This window comes from Microbacterium sp. RG1 (assembly GCF_005347485.1).
Taxonomy (GTDB): domain Bacteria; phylum Actinomycetota; class Actinomycetes; order Actinomycetales; family Microbacteriaceae; genus Microbacterium; species Microbacterium binotii_A.
Map to the genome: position 1 here is coordinate 227,901 of NZ_CP034121.1, position 24,254 is coordinate 252,154.

At 69.2% G+C, this 24,254-nt stretch carries 21 protein-coding genes; 11 read left to right on the top strand and 10 right to left on the bottom strand.

All coding sequences use genetic code 11. The annotated features are described in order from the left end of the window. Nucleotides 1-4 precede the first annotated feature (4 nt). Both EHF32_RS01015 and EHF32_RS01020 read right to left on the bottom strand, forming a co-directional pair. Nucleotides 5-1,321, bottom strand: a complete 1,317-nt coding sequence (locus EHF32_RS01015; RefSeq protein WP_137416391.1) for a hypothetical protein — start codon at nucleotides 1,319-1,321, stop codon at nucleotides 5-7. A 56-nt stretch (nucleotides 1,322-1,377) separates the two neighbouring features. Further along, nucleotides 1,378-1,950, bottom strand: coding sequence for a PadR family transcriptional regulator (locus EHF32_RS01020; protein ID WP_137416392.1), 573 nt, complete (start codon nucleotides 1,948-1,950; stop codon nucleotides 1,378-1,380). A 222-nt stretch (nucleotides 1,951-2,172) separates the two neighbouring features. Here EHF32_RS01020 and secA point away from each other — a divergent pair, with 222 nt between their 5' ends. Beyond that, entirely contained in the window at nucleotides 2,173-4,959 is a 2,787-nt protein-coding gene (gene secA / locus EHF32_RS01025) for a preprotein translocase subunit SecA (RefSeq protein ID WP_137416393.1), read from the top strand. Nucleotides 4,960-4,999: 40 nt separating this feature from the next. Here the strand turns inward: secA and EHF32_RS01030 are convergent, their stop codons facing one another. Continuing rightward, nucleotides 5,000-5,458 (bottom strand): Lrp/AsnC family transcriptional regulator, encoded by a 459-nt coding sequence (locus EHF32_RS01030; protein ID WP_137416394.1) that lies wholly within the window; start codon nucleotides 5,456-5,458, stop codon nucleotides 5,000-5,002. A 141-nt stretch (nucleotides 5,459-5,599) separates the two neighbouring features. Between EHF32_RS01030 and EHF32_RS01035 the strand changes: the two genes are divergently transcribed. Then, nucleotides 5,600-6,826, top strand: a complete 1,227-nt coding sequence (locus tag EHF32_RS01035; protein WP_137416395.1) for a pyridoxal phosphate-dependent aminotransferase — start codon at nucleotides 5,600-5,602, stop codon at nucleotides 6,824-6,826. 38 nt (nucleotides 6,827-6,864) lie between these two features. Here EHF32_RS01035 and EHF32_RS01040 read toward each other — a convergent pair whose 3' ends face one another. After that, nucleotides 6,865-7,299 (bottom strand): Rv3235 family protein, encoded by a 435-nt coding sequence (locus tag EHF32_RS01040; RefSeq protein ID WP_137416396.1) that lies wholly within the window; start codon nucleotides 7,297-7,299, stop codon nucleotides 6,865-6,867. A 116-nt stretch (nucleotides 7,300-7,415) separates the two neighbouring features. Between EHF32_RS01040 and EHF32_RS01045 the strand changes: the two genes are divergently transcribed. Further along, nucleotides 7,416-8,012: a hypothetical protein gene (locus EHF32_RS01045; RefSeq protein WP_137416397.1), complete on the top strand. Its 597-nt coding sequence runs from the start codon at nucleotides 7,416-7,418 to the stop codon at nucleotides 8,010-8,012. A 5-nt stretch (nucleotides 8,013-8,017) separates the two neighbouring features. On the opposite strand, the gene EHF32_RS01050 is transcribed toward EHF32_RS01045, so the two are convergent. Further along, a complete protein-coding gene (locus EHF32_RS01050; protein ID WP_137416398.1) occupies nucleotides 8,018-8,299 on the bottom strand; it encodes a helix-turn-helix domain-containing protein in 282 nt (93 codons plus the stop codon). Between the two features lie 114 nt (nucleotides 8,300-8,413). On the opposite strand from EHF32_RS01050, the gene EHF32_RS01055 reads away from it, so the two are divergent. The 3 genes from EHF32_RS01055 to EHF32_RS01065 are packed head-to-tail and all read left to right on the top strand — an operon-like array spanning nucleotide 8,414 to nucleotide 11,820. Then, a complete protein-coding gene (locus tag EHF32_RS01055) occupies nucleotides 8,414-9,040 on the top strand; it encodes an SAF domain-containing protein (RefSeq protein WP_137416399.1) in 627 nt (208 codons plus the stop codon). Then, the gene (locus EHF32_RS01060) at nucleotides 9,037-10,317 is read left to right on the top strand and encodes an AAA family ATPase (RefSeq protein ID WP_137416400.1); all 1,281 of its coding nucleotides are present in this window, start codon (nucleotides 9,037-9,039) and stop codon (nucleotides 10,315-10,317) included. Before EHF32_RS01055 ends, EHF32_RS01060 begins: the two co-directional genes overlap by 4 nt. 9 nt (nucleotides 10,318-10,326) lie before the next feature. Then, nucleotides 10,327-11,820 carry a sensor histidine kinase gene (locus tag EHF32_RS01065; RefSeq protein WP_137416401.1) on the top strand — a complete coding sequence of 498 codons (1,494 nt, stop codon included), beginning with the start codon at nucleotides 10,327-10,329 and terminating at the stop codon, nucleotides 11,818-11,820. Nucleotides 11,821-11,895: 75 nt separating this feature from the next. Here the strand turns inward: EHF32_RS01065 and EHF32_RS01070 are convergent, their stop codons facing one another. Further along, on the bottom strand, nucleotides 11,896-12,144 hold the full coding sequence (locus EHF32_RS01070; RefSeq protein WP_121060093.1) for a WhiB family transcriptional regulator: 249 nt from the start codon (nucleotides 12,142-12,144) through the stop codon (nucleotides 11,896-11,898). 245 nt (nucleotides 12,145-12,389) lie between these two features. Between EHF32_RS01070 and EHF32_RS01075 the strand changes: the two genes are divergently transcribed. Continuing rightward, nucleotides 12,390-12,779: a histidine kinase gene (locus EHF32_RS01075; protein ID WP_137416402.1), complete on the top strand. Its 390-nt coding sequence runs from the start codon at nucleotides 12,390-12,392 to the stop codon at nucleotides 12,777-12,779. Nucleotides 12,780-12,782: 3 nt separating this feature from the next. Here EHF32_RS01075 and bcp read toward each other — a convergent pair whose 3' ends face one another. The 3 genes from bcp to aroA are packed head-to-tail and all read right to left on the bottom strand — an operon-like array spanning nucleotide 12,783 to nucleotide 15,639. Continuing rightward, complete coding sequence (bcp, locus tag EHF32_RS01080) at nucleotides 12,783-13,253, bottom strand: thioredoxin-dependent thiol peroxidase (RefSeq protein WP_137416403.1); 471 nt, start codon at nucleotides 13,251-13,253, stop codon at nucleotides 12,783-12,785. A 17-nt stretch (nucleotides 13,254-13,270) separates the two neighbouring features. Next, on the bottom strand, nucleotides 13,271-14,314 hold the full coding sequence (gene rsgA, locus EHF32_RS01085) for a ribosome small subunit-dependent GTPase A (RefSeq protein WP_137416404.1): 1,044 nt from the start codon (nucleotides 14,312-14,314) through the stop codon (nucleotides 13,271-13,273). Further along, nucleotides 14,311-15,639: a 3-phosphoshikimate 1-carboxyvinyltransferase gene (gene aroA, locus EHF32_RS01090; protein ID WP_137416405.1), complete on the bottom strand. Its 1,329-nt coding sequence runs from the start codon at nucleotides 15,637-15,639 to the stop codon at nucleotides 14,311-14,313. Before aroA ends, rsgA begins: the two co-directional genes overlap by 4 nt. 110 nt (nucleotides 15,640-15,749) lie before the next feature. Between aroA and EHF32_RS01095 the strand changes: the two genes are divergently transcribed. The 4 genes from EHF32_RS01095 to EHF32_RS01110 all read left to right on the top strand — a co-directional run bounded on the left by EHF32_RS01095 (nucleotide 15,750) and on the right by EHF32_RS01110 (nucleotide 20,452). Then, nucleotides 15,750-16,346, top strand: a complete 597-nt coding sequence (locus EHF32_RS01095; RefSeq protein WP_192900669.1) for a sigma-70 family RNA polymerase sigma factor — start codon at nucleotides 15,750-15,752, stop codon at nucleotides 16,344-16,346. Further along, on the top strand, nucleotides 16,343-16,588 hold the full coding sequence (locus EHF32_RS01100) for a zf-HC2 domain-containing protein (protein WP_137416407.1): 246 nt from the start codon (nucleotides 16,343-16,345) through the stop codon (nucleotides 16,586-16,588). The genes EHF32_RS01095 and EHF32_RS01100 overlap by 4 nt, the downstream gene beginning before the upstream one ends. 76 nt (nucleotides 16,589-16,664) lie before the next feature. Further along, on the top strand, nucleotides 16,665-19,154 hold the full coding sequence (locus EHF32_RS01105; protein WP_137416408.1) for a bifunctional lysylphosphatidylglycerol flippase/synthetase MprF: 2,490 nt from the start codon (nucleotides 16,665-16,667) through the stop codon (nucleotides 19,152-19,154). Then, a complete protein-coding gene (locus tag EHF32_RS01110; RefSeq protein ID WP_137416409.1) occupies nucleotides 19,151-20,452 on the top strand; it encodes an alpha/beta hydrolase in 1,302 nt (433 codons plus the stop codon). The genes EHF32_RS01105 and EHF32_RS01110 overlap by 4 nt, the downstream gene beginning before the upstream one ends. Nucleotides 20,453-20,512: 60 nt before the next feature. Here the strand turns inward: EHF32_RS01110 and EHF32_RS01115 are convergent, their stop codons facing one another. After that, on the bottom strand, nucleotides 20,513-24,187 hold the full coding sequence (locus tag EHF32_RS01115; RefSeq protein WP_137416410.1) for a multifunctional oxoglutarate decarboxylase/oxoglutarate dehydrogenase thiamine pyrophosphate-binding subunit/dihydrolipoyllysine-residue succinyltransferase subunit: 3,675 nt from the start codon (nucleotides 24,185-24,187) through the stop codon (nucleotides 20,513-20,515). Nucleotides 24,188-24,254 lie beyond the last annotated feature (67 nt).

Here is a 24,254-nt window from a genome sequence, read left to right on the forward strand (position 1 = left end):
GGCGTCAGTCGAACATGTCGCCCAGGAGGCCACCGATGACCAGACCGCCGAGGATGCCGCCCATCGCGTCGCCCATCCCGCCGCCGCGACCGCCGCGACCGTAACCGCCCCAATCGTCGTGGCGTGGACGGGAGGAGTCGATGTCGCGCTGGGCCAGTTGCAGAGCTTCGCTGGCGAGCTGCCCGCTGCGGCGCGCGAGCTGCAGGGCGCTCTCGCGGGAATCCTCTTCGTCCGGAAGATTGGTGATCTCCAGCCGCGCACGCTCCGCCTCGGCGAGACGCGTGCGCGCGTCGGCGCCGATCCACCCGCTGTGACCGTTGATCAGACTGCGCGCGACCGCGATCTGACGGTCGGCGTCGTCCACGGCGTGGCTGACCTGCGCGGGGCTGGGCAGAGGGTGCTCGGCGCGGCGTCGCGCCTTGGCGACAGCTTCATCCAGCGCCGTATTGGCGGTGCGCAGCTTCGAGAGCTGTGTGAAGGGATCGGCGGGGCTGCCGGCCGGCGGGAGCGCGGCGAGCGCGCTCACGAGGTCGATCATCGCCCGCTGGATCTCGGCGTTCGCCGGCAGAGACCGGGCGCGGATGATGTCGTCGCGCGAGTCCGCGATCACCTCGGCGAGGGTGGACTCGGCGCGCAGCGCTTCGATCTCGAAGTCCTCCACGCCGTCCAGGAGCGACTCGGCCCGCCGCACGGCCTCCGTCGCGGCCTCGAGGGCCATGTTCGCCTCTTCGGCGCGATTCGCCTCTCGGCGGCGCACCGACACCTCAGCGCTGTGCGCGGCGAAGGTGAGCACCTGCTCGGCCTCGGCGGGTGCGTTCTCGATCTGGCTGAGGGCCGCGGGGGAGTAGCGCTGGCGCAGCCGCTCCACGACGTCGCGGGCGCCGGGCACGCGTTCGCGCAGCCTCTCGGCGTCCGCGCGGACGCCGGCCAGGACCTGCGGTGCCTGGCGGATGCGGGCGACTGCGCCCGCCAGGGCGGACGTGCGGTCGTCGAGCAGGTCTTCAGCCCACTCGCACAGCTGCACGATGCGGGCATTGCGGGTCCGCAGTTCCTCCGGGGTGTCGGGGATCTCGTCATGGTTGAGCTGGTGCAGCTGGAAGGCCTCGCCGAGGTGGGTGCGCACGGCCTGCAGCGCCTCGCGCAACTCCTTCGTCGAGCGTTCACCGAGCTCGGCCTCGGCGAAGGCGAGTTCTTCCGTCGTCGCGCGGATGCGCTCGTCCGCGGCGACGAGACTCTGCTGCGCACGGCGCGCGAGATCCGCGTCCTGCGCGTCGATCTCCGCCTGCTGCTCACGCTTGCGCTTACCCCAGAAACCGGCCATGGCTCGATCCTAGGCGCGGTGGATGTGCCCGTTCTCAGCCGGAATCGATCGGGCGTTCACGCGATCCGCGCGGGGCGCCCCCGGCGCGGGCGGGACGGGGAGATCGGCTGGACGCGGGATGCCTCGGGGGTCGCCGCCAGCCGCTCGAGGACACGGTCCAACCAGCGCAGCTGGGCTTCCGCACCCGCCACGCGCGCCTCATGGGCGATCGACCGCGCCAGATCGCCCTCCTCTATCGCGGCAGCGCGCGCGTGCGCGAGCCGGTCGGCTGCCGCATCCCGCTCGGCGCGGGCGGCGGCTTCCGCATCCACGCCGGGCAGGGTCGCTGCGAGAGCGATCTTGGTCGCGATGTCGTCTCGCGAACCGCTCGGGGTGGGGAGCGGGCGCAGGAGCCACCCCGACACGGAGGCGACGCCCGCCTCGGTCGCGGAGTAGTAGACGTGGCCCTGCGCGTCGACGGCGCCCTTGACCACGAGACCGTCGCGCTCGAGTCGATCGAGTGTGTTGTAGATCTGCCCGACGTTCACGCTCCAGTCCGTGCCGCTGCGCCGCTCGAGCTCGGCGCGCAGCTGATAGCCGTAGCACGCGCCCTGCGCGAGGATGGCGAGCAACGACTGCCTGACCGACATGGGGCTCCTTCCGAGGCTGCGGGGTGACGCATATATGCATACCCGGAAAGGTTCGACGCCTCCTCACGGCGCGCCGCGGGGGCGCGGCTGGGTGGGCAATGGCTTTGAACCCGTCGTTCGTCGTGCTCTGAGAGGTCACAGACGGATAACATGGGGGCGGTGTGCCCGGGCTCCGGGCGCGACTGGGCATAAGCACGCCCACCCGACAGATGGAGATGCCACGTGGCCAACCCTCTCGAGAAACTCCTCCGTGCCGGCGAAGGCCGCGTCATCCGCCGCCTGCAGCAGGTCGTGAAAGCCGTCGGTGCACTCGAAGAGGAGTACACGCAGCTCACGGACGAGGAGCTCCGCGGCGAGACGGCGGAACTGCGCGCGCGCTATCAGGCGGGGGAGACGCTCGATGAGCTCATGCCCGAAGCCTTCGCCGCCATCCGCGAGGCCGCCAAGCGCACGCTCGGCCAGCGCCCCTACGACGTTCAGATCATGGGCGGTGCGGCGCTTCACCTCGGCAACATCGCCGAGATGAAGACCGGTGAGGGAAAGACCCTGACGGCGACCTTCGCGGCCTACCTCAACGCCATCGCGGGTGAGGGCGTCCACGTCATCACGGTCAACGACTTCCTCGCCAGCTATCAGGCCGAGCTGATGGGTCGCGTCTATCGCGCGCTGGGGATGACGACGGGCACGATCGTCTCCGGTCAGACGCCCGAGGTGCGCCGCGAGCAGTACAACGCCGACATCACCTACGGCACGAACAACGAGTTCGGCTTCGACTACCTGCGCGACAACATGGCGTGGCGCAAGGAGGACCTCGTCCAGCGCGGCCACTTCTTCGCGATCGTCGACGAGGTCGACTCGATCCTCATCGACGAGGCCCGCACGCCCCTCATCATCTCCGGGCCCTCCTCGGGTGAGGCCAACAGGTGGTTCGCGGAGTTCGCCAAGATCGCGCGCACGCTCGAAGCAGGTGTCGACTACGAGGTGGACGAGAAGAAGCGCACGATCGGTGTGCTCGAGCCGGGCATCGAGAAGGTCGAGGACTACCTCGGCATCGACAACCTGTACGAATCGGCCAACACGCCCCTCATCTCGTTCCTGAACAACTCGATCAAGGCTCTCGCGCTGTTCAAGCGCGACACCGACTACGTCGTGATGAACGACGAGGTCATGATCGTCGACGAGCACACCGGACGCATCCTCGTGGGGCGTCGCTACAACGAGGGCATCCACCAGGCGATCGAGGCGAAGGAGGGTGTCCCGGTCAAGGCCGAGAACCAGACCCTCGCCACGGTGACCCTGCAGAACTACTTCCGCCTGTACGACAAGCTCTCCGGCATGACAGGCACCGCCGAGACCGAGGCGGCCGAGTTCATGTCGACCTACAAGCTCGGTGTGGTCCCGATCCCCACGAACAAGCCGATGATCCGCAAGGACCAGCCCGATCTCGTCTACAAGAACGAGCAGGCGAAGTTCGCCCAGGTCGTGGAGGACATCGCTGCTCGCCACGAGAAGGGCCAGCCGGTGCTCGTGGGCACGGTGAGCGTCGAGAAGAGCGAGTACCTCTCCCGCCTGCTCGCCAAGAAGGGCGTCAAGCACGAGGTCCTCAACGCGAAGAACCACGCTCGTGAAGCCGAGATCGTCGCCCGAGCCGGACGCCTGGGCGCGGTCACGGTGGCGACCAACATGGCCGGTCGAGGCACCGACGTCATGCTCGGCGGAAACGCGGAGTTCCTCGCGGTGCAGGAGATGAAGAGCAAGGGCCTGGACCCGGTCGAGACTCCGGAAGAGTACGAGGCCGCGTGGGACGAGGTCTATCAGCAGGTGCGCGACACCGTCGCGGAGGAGGCCACGAAGGTGGTCGAGGCCGGCGGCCTGTACGTGCTCGGTACCGAGCGCCACGAATCGCGACGCATCGACAACCAGCTGCGCGGTCGTTCGGGTCGTCAGGGTGACCCGGGCGAGAGCCGCTTCTACCTGTCGTTGACCGATGACCTGATGCGGTTGTTCCAGTCGGGCGCCGCGGAAGCGATCCTCGCGCGCACCAACTTCCCCGATGACGTCGCGATCGAGTCCGGAATGGTCTCGCGTGCGATCAAGAGCGCGCAGGCGCAGGTCGAGGCGCGCAATGCCGAGATGCGCAAGAACGTCCTGAAGTACGACGACGTCCTCAACCGCCAGCGTGAGGCGATCTACACGGACCGCCGTCAGATCCTGCACGGCGACGACATCCAGGAGCGCGTCACGAAGTTCATCGAGGACGCGATCGACGCGATCGTCGACGACCACACCGGCAGCGGGCACACCGAGAGCTGGGACTTCGACGCGCTGTGGACCGAGCTCAAGACGGTCTACCCCGTAGGCGTGACCATCGACGAGGTCGTCGCCGAGGCGGGCGAGAAGGGTCGTGTGACCCCCGGTGGCCTCAAGCGGGAGCTGCGCAGCGACGCATCCATCGCGTATGCCGCCCGCGAGGAGCAGCTGGGCGAGCAGGCGATGCGTGAGCTCGAGCGTCGCGTGGTGCTCCAGGTGCTCGATCGCCGCTGGCGCGACCACCTGTACGAGATGGATTATCTGAAGGACGGCATCGGACTTCGGGCGATGGCCCAGCGCGATCCGCTCATCGAGTACCAGCGAGAGGGGTACGAGATGTTCCAGGCGATGATGGGGCAGATCAAGGAGGAGTCGGTCGGGTTCCTCTTCAACCTCGAAGTAGAGGTGCGCCGCCCGGACGGCGAGCGCACCGAGGTCGAGGCCAAGGGACTCGTCGCCCCCTCGGTCGAAGGCCAGCGGCTCGAGTACAGCGCTCCCACCGAGGACGGCGACGTCGAGGTCCGCAACGATCGCGGTCAGGTGCAGAAGGCGGCCACGGGCCGTGCGCGCCAGGCCGCTGCTCCGGCCGCCGCAGCGCCGCCGGCCACCGAGGCGCCGCGAGGTGCGTTCGGTCAGCGAACCGAGGCGCCCCAGCCCGAGGCGCAGAACCGCGCGCAGCGCAGAGCGAAGAAGAAGTGAGATCGGCGAGCGCCCCGCAGGATGCGGGGCGCTCGCTCGTTCAGGGCGTGCCCCAGTCGAACGACTGCTTGCGTACCTCGAGGTAGACGAACGTCTCCGAGGAGATGACGCCGGGGATCGTGCGGATACGGGCGTTCAGCAGCTCGGCGAGGTCTTGATCGGAGGCGCACACGACCTCGATGAGGATGTCGAAGCTGCCCGCCGTGAGCACGAGGTAGTCGACGGCGGAGATCTGCTCGAGCTCAGCCGCCACGGCACGGCTGTCGCCGCTGACGCGCAGCCCCACGAGTGCCTGGCGGTGGAAGCCGAGTCGCATGGGGTCGGTGACGGCGACCACCTGCATGATCCCCGAGTCCGTCAACCGCTGCACCCGCTGTCGTACGGCCGCCTCGCTGAGTCCGACGGCTTTGCCGATCTCGGCGTAGGAGCGGCGCCCGTTCTCCTGAAGCTGTTCAATGATGCGTTTGGAGGTGTCGTCGAGATGATCGCGTGCGGCCATGGGGAGTCCTTCGGGTAAGGGGTGTTACCCCTTCACCGTATCGGCGGCGATTATGTGAGAACCGCCGAATGACGTGCCGGAACCGCCAGTCGTGCCAGGGGATGCGGATTGGCCCGGCCGTGCCAGGACTATCCTGATCGGATGAGTTCGCTGCGCCCCCTCGACCAGTCCCGGAAGCTGAAGGATGTCCTCTACGAGATCCGCGGCGAGGCCCTGGTGGAGGCCGACCGGCTCGAGGCCGAGGGGCACACGATCCTCAAGCTCAACACCGGCAACCCGGCGGTCTTCGGCTTCGACGCGCCGTTCCAGATCGTGCGCGACATGATCGATGCGATTCCTTCCGCGCACGGCTACAGCGAGAGCAAGGGCATCATGTCCGCGCGCCGCGCCGTCGTGTACCGGTACGAGCAGGAGCCGGGCTTCCCTCCCTTCACGCCCGATGACGTGTACCTCGGCAACGGTGTCTCCGAGCTGATCACGATGACGATGCAGGCGCTGCTGGACGAGGGCGACGAGGTCCTCATCCCCGCGCCGGACTACCCGCTGTGGACGGCGATGACGAGCCTCGGCGGCGGTACGCCCGTGCATTACGTCTGCGATGAGCAGAACGGCTGGCAGCCCGACATCGAAGACATCCGTTCCAAGATCACCGATCGCACCAAGGCGATCGTCGTCATCAACCCGAACAACCCCACCGGTGCCGTCTACACGCGCGAGGTGCTGACCCAGATCGTGGAACTCGCCCGCGAGCACTCGCTCCTCCTGCTGGCCGACGAGATCTACGACCGCATCCTGTTCGACGACGCCCGCCACATCCCGCTCGCGACACTCGCACCCGATCTGCTCTGCCTCACCTTCAACGGGCTGTCCAAGACATACCGCGTCGCCGGGTACCGCAGCGGCTGGATGGTCATCACCGGGCCCCGCCACCACGCGCGGGGCTTCCTGGAGGGCATCAATCTGCTCGCGTCCACGAGGCTGTGTCCGAACGTCCCCGCGCAGCATGCGGTTCAGGCGGCGCTGTCGGGCGTCCAGTCGATCGACGCGTTGATCGCCCCGACCGGGCGTCTGCACGAGCAGCGGGATGCGGCGTGGGAGGGCCTGGAGGCCATTCCGGGTGTGTCCTGCGTCAAGCCCGCCGGCGCCCTGTACGCGTTCCCGCGGTTGGACCCCGAGGTGCACGAGATCCGTGACGATGCGAAGCTCGTGCACGACCTCCTCGTGGCCGAGCACATCCTTCTCGTCCCGGGGACGGGCTTCAACTGGCCGACCCCCGACCACCTGCGGATCGTGACGCTTCCCGAGGCCCGCGTGATCGCGGAGGCCATCGAGCGCCTCGGCAACTTCCTCTCGTCCTACCGCCAGTAGGCGAGGTCGCCCGGCGGCCGCGGGCGATGAGAGCATTCTCACAGGAGGGCGAGCGAGGTGGCCCGCCAGCGGCGGTCCATGCCCTCCAGGCGGATGGCCACGGCGCGGGTGCGCGCGGGGCCGGCGACGACCACGACGGCCTCGACGACGCCGTCGGCGGGCTCCGAGTGGTGCACGCTGAGGATCGAGTGCACGGGGCGCGCGGCGGCGACGCCACGGGCGCTGCGGGCGCGGGTGGCGAGGTTGACGCGTGTCAGGAGCGCGCGGTAGGTGTCTTCGGTCATCCACCGTGCGAGCTGATCGATGTCGCGGACCCCCGCGAGGGCCTCGAGCACGCCGTTGGTGAGGTTGCGCACCAGCGGTACGGGATCGGGCAGCTCGGACGAGGACGTCGGCTGCGGCGCGAAGAAGTCTGCGGACAAGCGCATGAAGCTGCGTTCGGGGCGCGTCGCGCCGGTGGCGATCTGAACCATCTGGGCCTCACATGAACGGGGATCCTGAGCGGGATCAGTAGAGCAGTTCGGCCAGGTCGGAAACGGTTTGTGGAAAACTTCTCATGATTGCGGGGGTATCGGTCTAATCTCGCGGCGTGCGCTGGGAACGCTTCTTCGAGGACCTGCAGGGGCAGTTCGATGCCGAGTGGGAAGCGGAGCGCGCGGTCCTGGACACGGAGGCCGAACGGCTGCGGCTGTCACGCGTGACGCTGCGCGAGCGGCTTCTGGTCCTCGCTCGCACGGATGAGACGCAACGCGCCGACCTCGCCGTCGATCTGGTGGCGGCGGACGCGCTCATCGGCGTCCTGACCGCGGTCGGCGCCGATTGGATGGGGCTCGAGGCGCAGCGTCGCAGTGTGCTCGTCCCGGTCGCGGCGGTTGCTTCGGTGGGCGTGGGGGAAGGTGAACTCCTGCGCGCCGCGCGTCCGCATCCTGCGCCGCGGGTGGGTGTGTCGGAACGTATGGGGATCGGCTTCGTCCTGCGCGACCTCGCGCGTCGACGTGTCCCGGTCACGATGCAGGTGGGAACGCGCGCCGTGTCGGGGACGATCGACCGTGCCGGGGCTGACCACCTCGATCTCGCGCTGCACGACATCGACGAGCCGCGTCGTTCCGCGAGCGTCCGCGGCTACCGTTTGGTCCCGTTCACCGCGCTCTCCTGGGTGCGCTGGGAGGGCGCCGACGTCCTCTGAGGCCTTCAGTCGGGGTTGCGCACCCGGCCATGCCCCCACAGCTCCGGGAAGCTGGCGGCGTTGGACTGCCGCCACAGCGCCATCCGACGGGCGTCCTCGGCTTCATCGTCGAGGTAGTCCGACACGCTGGCCTCTTCGATGCGCCACTGGCGGCTCTCACCGATCCGGATGCCGCGCAGTCGTCCTTCCATGACGAGTGCGATGACCTCGTCGACCGACACCGACAGTGCCTCGGCGACGGACGCCGGGGCGAGGAGGCGGCCCTCGGGCGGGGTCGTGTCGGGCATGCCCTCAATTATGCGGTGCCGTTCCGACACCTCGGCGCGGTGGCGCGCCATGTGGATAAGAGCGCTGTGGATAAGATCCGACGGTTCGACCGGGCCTCGGTCAGCATGTAGGCCATGACAGCTCAGGCCACGCCCCGCCAGCGTCCCCGCGCGTTGTGGGCGGACGCACGTTTCGTGATCGGCGTCGTGCTCGTCCTCGTCTCGATCGCCGGCGTGTGGTTCGTCGTCGCATCGGCGCGGCAGACGGTTCCTGTCTACGCGGCGACGCGGACGCTCGTGCCGGGCGAGAGCATCGCACCGTCGGAGTTGCGCGTCGTCGACGTCGCGCTGGGCTCGCTCGAGGCTGCCTACGCGTCGGGCGACACGCTGCCCCCCGACGCCGTGGCGACGCGCACCATCCCCGCCGGCGAACTCATCCCCGCCGCATCCGTGGGTTCCGCCTCCGAGGTGCGCACCACCACGATCGTCGTTCCCAGCAGCACCGCCATTCCCGCCTCCGTCGAGGTCGGGACGCCGGTGGAGGTGTGGGCCGCGCCGCTCGACGGCGAGGGTGTCCGCCAGGCTCCCCGCATCCTGGTCGCCGATGCGGCGGTCGCCGCCCTTCCGAGCAGCGACTCGGTGATGGCGATCACGGCGCCCTCTGTCGAGCTCATCGTCCCCCGAGAGTCCGTGGCGGATGTGCTCGCGGCGCTGGCAGGTGAGGCGACACTGTCGGTGGTCCCCGCGCAGGGGGTCTCGTGATCTCCCGCGCGATCCTCGTCCTCCCAAAGCCTGTGGCCCTCGCCCTACGGGAGCAACTTCTGCTGGAGGGCGCCGTCGAGGTGGCGATCTATCCTCCGGAGAGATTCACGGCCACTGTGGCGTCCGGTCACGGACCGGATGCGGAACTGGACGCGCTCCTCGCCTCCGCCGACACTCTGGTGCTCGCCGCGCGCGTCGATCAGCTGACGGCCCGCACGGTCGCTCTCGCAGACGCCCGTGGTGTGCGTGTCCTGCCACTCGGCGATGACGCGGCCGCCGCTCGTCTGGCCGCGGCCTTCGGGCTCTCGTCACCCGTATCGGCGACCGGCTCGGCGAGGGATGCGGCGGCCGCTCTCACCGCCGCCTCCGCGTCGCCTGTGACCACCCGACCCGCCGCCGCCGGTCCGCGACTCGTCGTCGTCTGGGGCCCGCACGGCGCCCCCGGGAGATCCACGATCGCCGTGGGACTCGCCGCCGAACTCGCCCGGGGTGGCCGTCACGTCGCGCTCGTCGATGCAGACGCCCACGCGCCCTCGCTCGCCATGGCACTCGGCCTTCCGGACGAGGGGCCCGGATTCGCGGTCGCCTGCCGCCAAGCCGAGTTGGAAGCGCTGGACGACGTCGAGCTCCAGCGCATCTCGGTGGCTCTCGGAGGCGCCGATGTGGACGTGCTCACCGGAATCAACCGCCCGTCGAGGTGGCCGGAGCTCAGCGAGAAGCGCGTGCGCGCAGCACTCGCCGCCTGCGCCGGATGGGCCGAGCACACCGTGGTGGACGTCGCCGCATCCCTGGAGCGGGACGAGGAGATCGTCAGCGACGTGATCGCCGGCCCCCGCCGGAACGCCGCGACACTGGCCGCGCTCGCGGCCGCGGATCACATCGTGGCGGTTCTCGCCGCCGACCCCGTCTCCGTCGCGCGTTTCCTGCGATCGGTGGGGGAGCTGCGAGCGATCGTCGGATCGACGCCGCTGACGGTCGTCGTGAACCGGTTCCGTCGCGGCGGTATTGGCATCGATGCACGCGGACAGCTCCGCCGCACGCTGGAGCGCTACGCGGACATCCGCGAGATGTGGTTCGTTCCTGAGGACCGCAGAGCGGTGGATGCGGCGATGCTGGCCGCGCGGCCCGCCGCCGAGGTGGCAGCCAGATCGGCGATGGTCTCGGCCATCCGACGCATCGTCGGGGAGGCGCTGCTGCCGCCGATGCCGGTCGCGACCACTCGACGCGAACGCCGCGGCGATCGGAGTCCGCACGAGCGACTGGCCGCCTCCGCTTAGGGTGGAGTGGTGTCGACCCTCAGCGATCTCGTCTACGCGCACGGCTTCTCCGATCCCGCCGATGTGGAGTGGCTGCACCGGCTCGCCGGGGACGGACAGCTCCTCGCGGATCTCGCCTTCGCGGACATCGTGCTGTGGGTGCCCACTGAGGACGACTCGTTCATCGCTGTCGCGCACACGCGTCCCTCCGGCGCGGCGACCCTCTTCTACCGCGACATCGTAGGCGACCGTGTCCGCCCGCAGTGGCGCGCCCAGGTGCGCGAGGCCTTCACGACCGGCCGCATCGTGGATTCCGCGTCGCCGGACTGGTTCGAGGAGACCCCGACGCGCGTGCGCGCCGTGCCCGTCGTCCGCGCTCGGGCGGGAGCGGACTCCCACGCCCGCGTCCTCGGCGTCCTGACGCGCCACACGAACCTCGGGGAGGCCCGCACGCCGTCGCGTCAGCAGATCACCTTCAACGACTGCGCCGACGACCTGTTCGGGATGGTCGCGACGGGCGAGTTCCCCGACGTCGCCGCCCCCGCGTCGCCGCGCCGCGGCGCTCCCCGCGCGTCCGACGGCCTCATCCGGATCGACGTGGACGGACTCACCACGTTCGCGAGCCCCAACGCGCTCTCTGCGTTCTACCGGATGGGCTTCGAGGACGAGCTCGAGGGCGAGCCGCTCGTGGAGGTCATCACGCAGATCCTCCCCGAGAAGCGTCAGTTCGACGAGTCGCTGCCTGTCGTCGCGACCGGCCGCGCGCCATGGCGCGTGGACATCGAAGCCAGGGGCGTCACCGTGGCCCTGCGCGCCATCCCGCTGCGCGACCACGGCAATCGCATCGGTGCGATCGTGCTGTGCCGGGACGTCACAGAGCTCCGCCACCGCGATCAGGAGCTGATCACCAAGGACGCGACGATCCGCGAGATCCACCACCGGGTCAAGAACAACCTGCAGACCGTTGCCTCGCTGCTGCGGATCCAGGCGCGCCGCACGCACTCGGATGAGGCCAGGGATGCGCTCACGCACGCCACGCGGCGCGTGTCGGCGATCGCCGTGGTGCACGACACGCTCTCGGAGGGTCTCACGCAGAACGTCGACTTCGATGAGGTCTTCTCGCGGGTGCTGAAGCTCGTGGCCGAGGTGGCGGCCGCACCCACGACGCGGGCGCGGACCCGCAAGACCGGCTCCTTCGGAACGCTGCCGAGCGAGTACGCGACCCCGCTGGCGCTCGCTCTGACCGAGCTCGTGACGAACGCCGTCGAGCACGGTCTCGCCGGGCAGGAGGGCGAGGTGGAGATCGCCGCGGAGCGCTCGGAGGACAACCTGGAGGTCCGGGTCCGCGACACGGGGGTCGGTCTTCCCGAAGGTCAGGTGGGTCGCGGCCTGGGTACGCAGATCGTGCGCACGTTGATCCAGGGCGAGCTGGGCGGCACGATCGACTGGCACACGATCATGGGTCGGGGCACCGAAGTCACGATCGACATCCCACTGCGCTACATCGACCGCGGCGAGGTCTGAGAACGACGCATCCGCCGCGCCTGGCGCCCGTGGGCGCAGGAACGGCGGATGCGGAGTCTGTGGAACGTGCTGTGCTCAGGAGGCGCGACGAGCACGCGCGGCGCGGCGCTTGAGAGCGCGGCGCTCGTCCTCGGAGAGGCCTCCCCAGACGCCCGAGTCCTGGCCGGTCTCGAGGGCGTACTGCAGGCAGATCTCAGTGACGGTGCAACGAGCGCACACGGACTTGGCCTTCTCGATCTGGTCGACCGCCGGACCGGTGTTGCCGACCGGGAAGAACAGCTCCGGGTCTACGGTCAGGCAGGCTGATTTGTCGCGCCAATCCATGTGATGTTGCTCCTCAGGCGTCGGAAAAAGGTCAGAACGGGTGGGTTGTGAAAGAGCCCGGATCGGGGTCCGGTACCCTGTGTGATGTGCGAGCTTCTGCTCGCCCCACGCCGCTGTGGGAGCACACGACGTCGTCAATCGTTCCACAGTGACCAGGGTGAATCAAGGGTTCACCGGTTGTTTTGTGTCTCGTCACCAACTTCATGCGGCCGAATACTGTCCGATCCCACAACCCCGGAGATGTCATGCGCAACGACCTGCTGAGCCTGGTCGCGGGCGGACTCGTCGTTCTGGAGGGCGTCGCACTCGCGGGGCTCGCGATCTGGCAGCTCATCGCGCTGGCGCAAGGTGACACCGCATCCGAGGCGACGGCGATCGCCCTGATCGTGCTGACGCTTCTCGGCGCCGCGCTCGTCGTCGGGTTCGGCATCTCGGCGGCACGGGGCAGGTCGGCCGGACGCTCGGGCGGCATCGTGGTCCAACTGCTGGTGCTCGCCGTCGCGATCGGCGCAGTGACCGGGACGTACGGGCATCCGCTCAACGGTCTTCAACTGGGCGTTCCCGCGTTGATCGTGCTCGTCCTGCTGATCTCGGCGGCGCGCCGGGCGGCTCAGAGCGCCCGGCGCGAGGACTGACCCTCAGCCGTCGACACCGAGGAGCTTGCGAAGCCGAGCGACGTGGCCGGTGGCCTTGACGTTGTAGAGAGCGTGCTCGATGCGGCCGTCAGCGTCGATCACGAACGTCGAACGGAGCACGCCTTCCACGGTCTTTCCGTAGTTCGTCTTCTCACCCCACGCGCCGTAGGCATCGTGCGCCGCGCGGTCGGGGTCGGACAGCAGCGGGAAGGTGAGGCCGTCGCGCTCGCGGAACGTCGCGAGCTTCTCGGACGAGTCCCTTGAGACGCCGAGCACGGTGTACCCGGCGGCCGTGAGCGAGGAGAGGCTGTCGCGGAAGTCGCACGCCTGGGTCGTGCACCCCGGCGTCATCGCCGCGGGGTAGAAGTAGAGGATGACGGGCCGGCCACGGAACTCCTCGAGCGAGACGGGGTTGCCGTCCTGGTCGTGGAGCGTGAAATCGGGTGCGGTGTCGCCGGGCTGCAGCTGAGTCATGATTCCAGCGTAGGCGCTCAGCGGCCCCCGAACGTGGTGAGCAGCCGCTGCAAGGAGTCCAAGCGTGCCGGACCGCTCGGGCCCAGCTTCCCCTCGGCGACCGCCGCGATGATGGCGCAGTCCGGGGCGTCGGGCAGGTGGGTGCAGCCTCGGGGGCAGTCCTCGGCGACAAGGGCCAGGTCGGTGAAGGCGCGCAGGATGTTCGCCGGGTCCACGTGGCCGAGGCCGAAGGAACGCACGCCCGGAGTATCGATGACCCAGCCCGAGCCTCCCTCGCCCCGGTACCGCAGCGACACCGTCGAGCTCGAGGTGTGGCGCCCGCGGCCGGTGACCTCGTTCACGTGGCCGGTCGCACGCCCCGCGCCCGGTACGAGCGCATTCACCAGCGTCGACTTGCCCACGCCGGAATGGCCGACGAACACCGTGGAGTGTCCGATCAGCGCCGCGCCGATGCGCTCGACGGGCATCTCGCCGCGCGCGCTCGTGAAGACCTCGATGTCGATGCCGTCGAAGTGGGACAGGAATGGCGCCGGGTCGGCGAGGTCGGTCTTGGTCACCACGAGAAGCGGCCGGATCCCGGCGTCGAGCGCGGCGATCAGATAGCGATCGACCAGGCGCGCACGAGGCTCGGGGTCGGCGGCGGCCACGACGACGAGCATCTGGTCGGCGTTGGCGACGACGACCCGTTCCACCTGGTCGGTGTCGTCGGCGCTGCGTCGGAGGAGGGTGGTGCGATCCTCGATGCCCACGATGCGCGAGAGCGTCCCCTCGGTGCCGCTCACATCCCCGACCACTCGTGCACGATCGCCCGTCACGATCGGGGTGCGCCGCAGTTCCCGCGCACGAGTCGCCACGATCTCGCGTTCGGTGGGCTCGTCCTCGTCGACGAGCACCTGGTAACGTCCCCGGTCCACGCCGAGGACGCGCGCGATGCGTGCGTCGGCGTGGGCCGGTCTGCGCTTCGTGCGCGGCCTGTTCGCTTTGGGGTTCGGCCGTGCGCGGAAGGCGGATTCGTCGTAGGCGAGGTCGTCCTCGTCGTCGTCCGGGGGCAGCCAGCTCACCCGGCGGACTCCGTGTCCGCGAGCATGCGCAGCCACAGTTCGGGGAACTCCGGCATGGTCTTGGCCGTCGTACCGATGTCGTCGACGACGACTCCCGGAACGGCCAGCCCGATCAATGCGCCGGTGGTGGCCATGCGGTGATCGTGGAACGCGCGCCAGAGCCCTCCGGAGAGGGGCCGGGGCGCGACGCGGATGCCGTCTTCGAGCTCTTCGGCCTCGCCGCCCAGAGCGCGGACGTTGTGCACGAGCGCCGCGAGGCGGTCGGTCTCGTGGCCGCGCAGGTGGCCGATGCCCACGAAGCTGGATGGGGCATCAGCCAGCAAGGCGAGTCCCACCAGCGTGGGTGCGAGCTCTCCTACGGCCGAGAGATCGAGATCGACACCGGTGATGGTGTCACCCCCGGTGACCGTCAGGTCTCCGTGACGGCGGCTGCTTCGTGCCCCGAACGCGGCCAGCAGCTCGGGCAGCTGAGCGCCCGGCTGCGTCGAATGCGCGGGCCAGCCGCCGACGGTGACCTCGCCGCCGGTGATCAGTGCGGCCGCGAGGAACGGGGCTGCGTTGGAGAGGTCCGGCTCGATCGCGATGTCCTTCGCGCGGATCGGTCCGGGCGGGACGATCCACTCGCCTGGAGCCGGGCGCTCCACGTGCACGCCGCGATGTGCGAGGGACTCCACGGTCATGTCGATGTGGGGGATCGAGGGCAGACGCGCCCCCTCATGGCGCAGGTGGAGTCCCACGTCGAAGCGCGCCGCCGACAGCAGCAGGCCGGAGACGAACTGGCTCGACGCGCTCGCGTCGATCGTCACCTCGCCGCCGCGCACATGCCCGCGCCCACGGACGAGGAAGGGGAGGGACCACGTACCGGCGTCGTCGATGTCGACACCGACCTCGCGAAGTGTCCGGATCATCTCGCCCATCGGGCGATGCAACGCGCTCTCGTGGGCCGTGACGGTCACGTCGCCCCGGGCGAAGCCGGCCATCGGCGTCACGAAGCGCATGACGGTGCCGGCCTGCCCGCAGTCCACGACGACGTCGGCGGGGGCGGCGGTCGCGGGCGTGATCCTCAGGTCGTCGCCGAAGGGACCCGACCCCTCGATCCGCTCGATACCCACACCGAGGGCCGTGAGGGCGTCCAACATCCGCGCCGAGTCGTCGGAGTGCAACGGTGCGCGCAGGATGCCGGGGCCGTCCGCCAGTGCTGCGAGAACCAGTTCGCGGTTGGTCAGCGACTTGGAGCCGGGCACGTGGACGACCGCCCGCACCGCCGCGGACGCGCTCGGTGCGGCCCAGCCGGCGAGATCGGGGGAATAGCGCTCGTCGCTCATCGGTTCCACCCTACTGAACCGTTCCGATCGACGGTGAAGGAAGGACGCGTATGAACGCCGTGCTCGAGCGCCCGAAGGTCGCCGGTGGGCAACGCGTAGGATTGCCCACGATGGACGACACCAGCTCTGCCGTGGACACCCGCTCTCAGTTCGAGGAGCAGGCGTTGCCGTTCATGGATCAGCTGTACGCGGCGGCGATGCGCATGACGCGCAACCCATCTGACGCAGCGGATCTCGTGCAGGAGACCTTCGTCAAGGCGTTCTCCTCGTGGGCGACCTTCACGCAGGGCACGAACCTCAAGGCGTGGCTCTACCGCATCCTGACGAACACGTACATCAACGTGTATCGCAAGAAGCAGCGCGAGCCCTATCAGGGCGCCATCGACGACCTCGAGGACTGGCAGCTCGGCGGCGCGGAGTCGACCACCGCCACCAGCACCCGCTCCGCCGAGGCGGAGGCGATCGATCACATGCCCGCGTCGATCGTGAAGGAAGCGCTGCAATCGATCCCCGAGGACTTCCGGCTGGCGGTTTACCTCGCGGACGTCGAAGGCTTCGCCTACCAGGAGATCGCCGACATCATGAAGACCCCCATCGGCACGGTCATGAGCCGCCTGCACCGAGGCCGGCGCATGCTTCGTGACCTGCTCGCCGACTACGCGAAGGAACGGGGCATCGCCCCGTCTGCACCCAGGAGCAAGAAATGACCGACTGCGGCTGCGAGAAGGCCCGGCGCGATCTCGAGGAGTACCTCCGCAACGAGATGTGCCACGTCGAGCACAGCGATATCCGTGAGCACCTCGAGACCTGCGCGGAATGCCGGGACGAGGCGCTCGTCGCCACCACCCTCACCGAGGTCGTGGCGCGCGCGTGCAAGGAGACGGCACCCGACAAGCTCCGCGATCAGGTGCTGGAGCGGCTCCGCGCCGCACAGGCGACTCATCACTGACGCACAGAGTTCCACCCCCGCGCACCATTCCCGGTCGATAGGGTGACGGCGGCACTCTGAGTCCGTGGGAGGTCGCGTGTCACAAGCGGACTCGTCGCGCCCCCGGCGCCACGTGATCACGACGACGCAGCTGCGTCGATACGCCGTGCACCATCCGGTGAGCCTCGTCCTGGCCGCGCTCGTCCTGGCCTCCTCCGTCGCGAGCGGCTCTCTGTGGGGCGCGGACGCGACGGCGTTCGGCAGCGGCGCGGCGGCGCTCGCCGACGGCCGATGGTGGTCGGTCGTCACCGCTCTCGTCGTGCCCGACTCGACGATCGAGGTCTTGCTCAGCGTCCTCCTCGCTCTGACGGCGTTCGCCTATGCGGAGTCCTTGCTGGGCCACCTCCGATCGGCGATCGTCTTCGTGTGCGGCGGCGTCCTGTCGATCCTTCTCGGCACGCTCGCGCACGCCGCGCTGTGGGGTCTCGACGACCTGCGCCCCCTGGAATCCAACGACCCCGTTCTGGATCCCTCGATGGGGGTCTTCGCGGCCGTGCTGGCCGCATCCGCTCTCTCCTCGGCGCTCTGGAGACGTCGGATCAGGCTCGTCGCGCTCGCCACGGCCGTCATGTTCGCCCTCTACGCCGGTGACGCCGACTCCTGGTACCGGCTGATCGCGGCCCTGCTGGGCCTCGCCGCGGGCTCGCTCATGGCCAGGCGGAGGCCTCGTCTGGACTGGCATCGCTCCTCTTCACGCGAGGTGCGCGCGCTGATGGCTGTGCTCGTCGCGATCACGGGTCTCGGTCCGCTCGCTGCGGTGATCGCCGGCGGTGGCCGGGGTCCGTTCTCCCTGGTCGCCTCGTCCTTCCTCGCCTTCGACGAGCACCTCGTCGATCGGTGCGAGGTGAGCTACCGGCCCGTGTGCGACCACGAGTTCGCGCTCGTGCTCACCCGCGGGGTCGGACCCGTGCTGCTGGCCCTCGTGCCGCTGGCGCTGCTGATCGTGGCCGCACTGGGTCTTCGGCGTGGACGCCGCGCCGGCCTCGTGCTGGCCGTCTGCGTCCAGGGTGTGCTGGCGGTGCTCGCCCTCTACGCGCTGCTCAGCGGCGAGCTCGCCATCGAGCCGTGGGCGGACGGATCGGGGCTCGAGTACGTGCTGTGGGCCGTCGCCTCGATCGGTGTGCCCGTCGCGAGCGCCTCGGCGTTGATCGTGGTGCGCCGACGGTTCCCCGTCCGCGCGACCCCCCACGCAGCCCGCACCTTCGCGGCGACGGTCGTGGTCGCCTTCCTCGCCTGTGGCGCTGTCTTCGTGGCGAGCGAGACCCTGCTGCGGCACTCGTTCGATGTGACTCCGACGCTCACGGACATCGTCGTCGAGTCGTGGCGTCGGTTCGTCCCTCCTTCCTTCCTCCAGGGAATCGGCCAGCCGCCGTTCCCGCGTCACGGCGCGGCCCTCTGGATCTACCAGTGGGTCGGCGTCGTGTTCTGGGCGATCGTCGTCGTCGCGCTGGTGCGCCTCTACCGGAGCGTGCGTCGTCCCGAGGATGCGGATGCGCGCCTCTATCGTGATCTGCTGCGTCGCGGCGGCGGGACCCTCTCGTTCCTGGGAACGTGGCGCGGCACCAGCTACTGGTACAGCGCTGACCGCGCCTGTGCCGTCGCATACCGTCTCGTCGGCGACGTCGCTCTCGCCGTCGGAGACCCGCTGGCGCCGATCGGAGAACAGGAGCGGGCCATCAGGGGCTTCGTCGACTTCTGCGCCGAGTCGGGCTGGACGGCGGCGTTCTACAGCATCCACGACGACGCTCTGCCGGTCTTCGACGGCATGGGGTGGAAGTACCTCTCCGTGGGGGAGGAGACGGTGCTGGCCGCCTCCGAGGTGACCCTCGAGGGCAAGCAGTGGCAGAAGGTGCGTCAGCCGGTCACCCGCGCAGAACGCGAGGGCATCACGGCCGTCTGGACACGGTGGGCCGACCTCAACGCTGCCGAGCGATCGCAGATCCGCGAGATCGACGAGCAATGGGTCGCCGACAAGGCGCTGCCCGAGATGGGGTTCACCCTGGGCACGCTGGAGGAGATCATCGACCCGGAAGTGGCGCTGCTGCTCGCGGTCGACGACGCCGGCCGCATCCAGGTCGTCACGAGCTGGATGCCCTCCTGGCGCGATGGCGTGCCGAGCGGATGGACACTCGATTTCATGCGACGTCGCGCCGACGGGCCCAACGGGCTGATGGAGTTCGCGATCGCGCGTGCGGCGCAGCAGGCCGCCGCGGACGGTGTGGCGGAGCTCAGCCTCTCCGGGGCTCCGATGGCGGTCAAACCCGACGTCGAGGCTCCCGGTGACGCGACGATCCTCTCGGGGGTGCTGGGCTGGTTGGCCCAGACGCTCGAGCCCGCGTACGGCTTCGATTCCCTCTTCCGGTTCAAGCGGAAGTTCCATCCCCGGTATCGCACGATCTGGCTCGCGTACGGCGACCCGGTCGATCTGCCGCGGATCGGGACCGCGATCGGTCGGGCTTACCTGCCCGACGCGACCGTGCGTGATGTGCTGGGGCTGCTGCGCACGGCTCGAGGGGGAGACAGATGATCCAGTGGCTGCTCACCCTCGAACTCATCAACAGCCCCGTGCGCTGGGTGATCTGGGCCCTCGTCGTCGTTCTCGCCGCGACGGTGTTCGTCGTCCCCCCTCGACGCATCCGGCGGCTGCTGATCGCCGCGGCCGTGGGTGGGATCGTCGGGTACGGGGGTGCCTTGCTGCTCGAGGCGGCGGACGTCTTCCAGGGTCCGCTGCCGGGGCACGCCGCGCTGTGGATCGCGGTGGGGATCGCGGCGATCGCGGTGGGGGCGGTCGCCCTCGGGCTATATCCATGGTGGCGGCGGGTGCTCGCGGTACTTCTCATCCTCACCGGCGCGCTCGGCATCGGCGCCGGCGTCAACGCCGAGTACGGGTTGACCGGCAATCTGGCGGCGATCCTCGGTATCCAGGCACTCGACAGCGCACCGCTGCCTCAGGCGACGTCTGACCGCAGCGACCCCGCCACGCTCTACCAGACGTGGGATCCGCCGTCGGACATGCCGTCCAAGGGACGGGTGAGCGCTCTGTCGGGTGAGCAGAAGATCCCGGCGACCGGGTTCGTCGCGCGCGACGCCGCGTTGTATCTGCCTCCGGCTGCTCTCGTCGCCGACCCGCCGCGGCTGCCTCTCCTGGTCTTCATGATGGGACAGCCCGGTACCCCTGACCCCACGGTGCTCGCCAAGAGCCTCGATGCGTTCGCCGCAGCCCACGACGGCCTCGCCCCGATCGCGATCGTCGCCGACCAGCTGGGATCCGTCAACGTCGACCCGGCCTGCGCCGATTCGACGAAGTACGGCAAGGTGTCGACCTACCTCAATGTCGACGTTCCGGCCTACGCCCAGAAGCACCTGAACATCATCCAGGACCCGGACTACTGGGTCATCGGCGGATACTCCAACGGCGGTGCCTGCGCGCTGACCTACGGAGCGGAGAACCCACAGACGTGGGGCAACCTCATGGACATCTCGGGCAACGAGTATCCGGGTTCGGAGCACGTCGAGAAGACCGTGGCCGAGGTGTTCGGCGGTGATCGCGCCGCCTTCGACGCCGCGAGTCCCGCATCCCTGCTCGCGGCCCATCCCGGTGCCTACGCGGGCCACGTGGCCGTCTTCACGCATGGGGGGCAGGACACGCAGTTCGGCCCCGGTCAGGTGAAGAACGCGCAGCGCGCGCAGGCGGCCGGTTTCACTGTGCTGACCGAGACCATCCCGGGGGAGGGCCATACGGGTCCCGTCCTCCAGAAAGGGCTGGACTACGCGATCGGCGCGCTGGCACCCCGACTCGGCCTGGCGGCGCCCTCCGCCGGGTGACGCCGGGAACATGTGAAGGCGGGCCCCGGAATCCCGGGGCCCGCCTTCACGGTGTGTGACTCAGAACGTGAGTGCGCGGCGCAGCAGCTCCGCCTGCTCGATCTGATGCATCTTCGCCGAGCCGGCCGCCGGGGAGGCGGATGCGGCCCGGGAGACCACGCGGATCGTGCGGTCGTGCAGATGCTTGACGACCTCGAGGGCGATGAACGGCCACGCGCCCTGGTTCTCGGGCTCTTCCTGGACCCACACGAGTTCCGCGTTCGGGTAGCGGTCGATGACCGCGTTCAGCTCGTCGATCGGCGCGGGGTAGTACTGCTCGAGGCGCACCAGCGCCACGCGGTCATCGGGGTTCTTGTCGAGCTCCGAGCGCAGGTCCCAGTGGATCTTGCCGGCGTGCAACAGCACCCGCGTGACGGCGTTCTTGTCGACGCCGCGCTCGTCGTCCAGCACCGGCTCGAACTTGCCCTGCGTGAACGCCTCGACGGGGCTCACCGCGTCACGAAGACGCAGCATCGCCTTCGGGGTGAACACGACGAGCGGTCGGCGCGGCTGCGCGTAAGCCTGGCGGCGCAGCAGGTGGAAGTAGGAGGCGGGTGTCGACGGGCGCGCGACGGTCATGTTCTCCTGCGCGCACATCTGCAGGAAGCGCTCGATGCGAGCGGAGGAGTGGTCGGGACCGGCGCCCTCGTATCCGTGAGGCAGCAACAGCACGACGCTCGACTGCTGGCCCCACTTCTGGTCGGCCGACGAGAGGTAGGTGTCGATCACAGTCTGTGCGCCGTTGGCGAAGTCGCCGAACTGCGCCTCCCACAGCACAAGCGCGTCCGGGCGCTCGACCGAGTAGCCGTACTCGAACGCGACGGCCGCATACTCACTGAGCAGCGAGTCGTAGACGAAGAAGCGTCCCTGGCCCTCGCTGAGATTCGTCAGCGGCAGCCATTCCTGACCGTTGTTGCGATCGTGGAACACGGCGTGGCGCTGCACGAACGTTCCACGACGGGAGTCCTGGCCCGCCAGGCGCACGGGAGTCCCCTCGACGAGGAGCGAGCCGAACGCGAGCAACTCGCCGAAAGCCCAATCGATGCCGCCCGAGCGGCTCATGGTGTGCCGCTTGTCGAGCAGTTGCTGGAGCTTGGCGTGCACCGTGAAGCCGTCGGGCTTGTTCACGAAGGCGTCGCCGATCAGCTGCACGACGTCGGTCGACACGCCTGTCGTCTCCGGCTCGCCGACGGCCCGCTCGACCTCGACGCTCTCGGCGACGACGGGGTGCGTGCCGGTCTCGGCCTCGTGCGTCTCGGCGAACGCCACCTCGAGGCGATCCTGGAAGTCGCGCTTGGCCTGCTCGTACTCTTCCTCGGTGATGTCGCCGCGACCCACTAGCGACTCCGTGTAGAGGCGGCGCACGGAGCGCTTCGCCTCGACGAGGTTCGTCATGAGCGGCTGCGTCATCGACGGGTCGTCGCCCTCGTTGTGACCGCGGCGGCGGTAGCTGACGAGGTCGATGACGATGTCGCGGTGGAACTCCTGGCGGTACCGGAAGGCGAGTTCGGCCGCGCGCACGACGGCCTCGGGGTCGTCGCCGTTCACGTGGAGGATGGGAGCCTGGATGGTCTTGGCCACATCCGTCGCGTAGACCGAGGTGCGTCCGTCGACGGGCAGCGTCGTGAAGCCGAGCTGGTTGTTGATCACGACGTGCACGGTGCCGCCGGTGCGGTACCCGCGCAGCTGCGACATCTGGAGCGTCTCGACGACGACGCCCTGGCCCGCGAAGGCCGCGTCGCCGTGGACGAGGATGGGAAGCCAGGCGAAGGTGCCGATCGGCTTGCGGTCCTGCTTGGCGCGGACGATGCCCTCGAGCACGCCGTCGACGGTCTCGAGGTGCGAGGGGTTGGCGGCGAGGATCACCGGAAGCTCCGTGCCCGCATCCGACTGGAACGTGCCCTCGGTGCCCAGATGGTACTTCACATCGCCCGAGCCGCGCTTGTTGCCGGGGAGGCTGGTGCCCTCGAACTCGCGGAAGACCTGGCCGTAGGTCTTGCCGGCGACGTTGGTCAGGACGTTCAGGCGGCCGCGGTGCGCCATACCGATGGCGGCGCCGTCGAGACCCGCCGAGGCCGCGCCCTGCAGGATCTCATCGAGCAGGGGGATGACCGATTCGCTGCCCTCCAGGCTGAAGCGCTTCTGGCCGACGTACTTGGTCTGCAGGAACGTCTCGAAGGCCTCTGCCTGGTTGAGCTTGGAAAGGATGCGCAGCTGCTCGTCATGGCCGGGCTTCTGGTACTTCACCTCGACGTTGTCCTGGAACCACTTGCGCTGCACCGGGTCCTGGATGTGCATGTACTCGATGCCGAGGGTGCGGCAGTAGGAGTCACGCAGCACGCCGAGGATGTCGCGGAGCTTCATCTGACGCTTGCCGCCGAAGCCGCCGACGATGAACTCGCGGTCGAGGTCCCAGAAGGTCAGCCCGTGGCTCTCGATCTCGAGGTCGGGGTGCGTGCGCTGCACGTACTCAAGCGGATCGATGTCCGCCATCAGGTGCCCGCGGACGCGGAACGAGTTGATGAGCTCCTGCACGCGCGCACCCTTGTCGATGCGCTCCGCGAGGTCGACGTTGATGTCGCTGCCCCAGCGGATGGGGGCGTAGGGGATCCGCAGCGCCGCGAAGATGCCCTCGTAGAAGTCGCGCTGCCCGATCAGCAGCTCGTGGACCTTCTTCAGGAACTCGCCGGAGCCGGCGCCCTGGATCACGCGGTGGTCGTAGGTGCTCGTGAGCGTGATCGTCTTGCCGATGCCGAGCTCGACGAGCGTCTTCTCGCTCGAGCCCTGGAACTCGGCCGGGTACTCGAGGGCGCCCGCGCCGATGATGCAGCCCTGCCCCTTCATGAGACGGGGTACCGAGTGCACGGTGCCGATGCCGCCCGGATTCGTGAGCGAGAGCGTGGTGCCCTGGAAGTCGGCCGCCGTCAGCTTGTTGGTGCGGGCGCGCTTGACCAGGTCTTCGTAGGAGGCCAGGAACTCGTTGAACGTCAGCGACTCCGCGCGCTTGATGCTCGGCACCATGAGCGCGCGCGTGCCGTCGGGCTTGGGGAGATCGATCGCGATGCCCAGGTTGATGTGCGCGGGAGCGACGACCGAGGGCTTGCCGTCGACCTCGGCGTAGAAGACGTTCTGGCTCGGGAACTCCTTGAGCGCCTGGATGAGCGCCCACCCGATCAGGTGCGTGAAGCTCACCTTGCCGCCACGGGTCCGCGCCATGTGGTTGTTGATGACGATGCGGTTGTCGATCATCAGCTTGGCGGGGACGGTGCGAACGCTCGTCGCGGTGGGCACCGTCAGCGACTCGTCCATGTTGGCGGCGAGGGTCTTCGTCATCCCCTTGAGGGTCGTGACGACGTCCTCCTGCACCTCGCCCGCCGGGTCGGAGGGCTGGGCCTTGGGGGCCTGCGCCGGGATCGGCTGCGGCTTGGCCGGCTTGCCGGTCGTGCGGGCCACGGGCTGCGAGCCGATCACGGGGATCGGCGCGGTCACCGGGTGGGGCTCGGATGCGGCGGGTGCTGCCTTGGCGGCACCGCCCGATCCCGCCTGGGAGTGGTAGGCCTCCAGGACCGGCCACCAAGACTTGTCGACCGAGTTACGGTCGACAAGGAACTGTTCGTAGAGTTCCTCGACGAGCCACTCATTGGCTCCGAACTCTCCTTCGTTCGATACTCCGACGCCCGTCACCTGGCTCGACACTCTCGATCGCCCGCTTTCGTGAGATTCATCCGCAATGCGGGGCCGTCGTGGGCCCACACGCACGACA

Coding starts and splice junctions, on each gene's coding strand:
- EHF32_RS01070 (WP_121060093.1), bottom strand. CDS start 12,144: ATGGATTGGCGCGACAAATCAGCCTGCCTGACCGTAGACCCGGAGCTG.
- EHF32_RS01100 (WP_137416407.1), top strand. CDS start 16,343: ATGACCGACTGCGGCTGCGAGAAGGCCCGGCGCGATCTCGAGGAGTAC.
- EHF32_RS01015 (WP_137416391.1), bottom strand. CDS start 1,321: ATGGCCGGTTTCTGGGGTAAGCGCAAGCGTGAGCAGCAGGCGGAGATC.
- aroA (WP_137416405.1), bottom strand. CDS start 15,639: ATGAGCGACGAGCGCTATTCCCCCGATCTCGCCGGCTGGGCCGCACCG.
- EHF32_RS01110 (WP_137416409.1), top strand. CDS start 19,151: ATGATCCAGTGGCTGCTCACCCTCGAACTCATCAACAGCCCCGTGCGC.
- EHF32_RS01020 (WP_137416392.1), bottom strand. CDS start 1,950: ATGTCGGTCAGGCAGTCGTTGCTCGCCATCCTCGCGCAGGGCGCGTGC.
- EHF32_RS01030 (WP_137416394.1), bottom strand. CDS start 5,458: ATGGCCGCACGCGATCATCTCGACGACACCTCCAAACGCATCATTGAA.
- EHF32_RS01075 (WP_137416402.1), top strand. CDS start 12,390: ATGCGCAACGACCTGCTGAGCCTGGTCGCGGGCGGACTCGTCGTTCTG.
- EHF32_RS01050 (WP_137416398.1), bottom strand. CDS start 8,299: ATGCCCGACACGACCCCGCCCGAGGGCCGCCTCCTCGCCCCGGCGTCC.
- EHF32_RS01040 (WP_137416396.1), bottom strand. CDS start 7,299: ATGGTTCAGATCGCCACCGGCGCGACGCGCCCCGAACGCAGCTTCATG.
- EHF32_RS01055 (WP_137416399.1), top strand. CDS start 8,414: ATGACAGCTCAGGCCACGCCCCGCCAGCGTCCCCGCGCGTTGTGGGCG.
- EHF32_RS01035 (WP_137416395.1), top strand. CDS start 5,600: ATGAGTTCGCTGCGCCCCCTCGACCAGTCCCGGAAGCTGAAGGATGTC.
- EHF32_RS01095 (WP_192900669.1), top strand. CDS start 15,750: ATGGACGACACCAGCTCTGCCGTGGACACCCGCTCTCAGTTCGAGGAG.
- bcp (WP_137416403.1), bottom strand. CDS start 13,253: ATGACTCAGCTGCAGCCCGGCGACACCGCACCCGATTTCACGCTCCAC.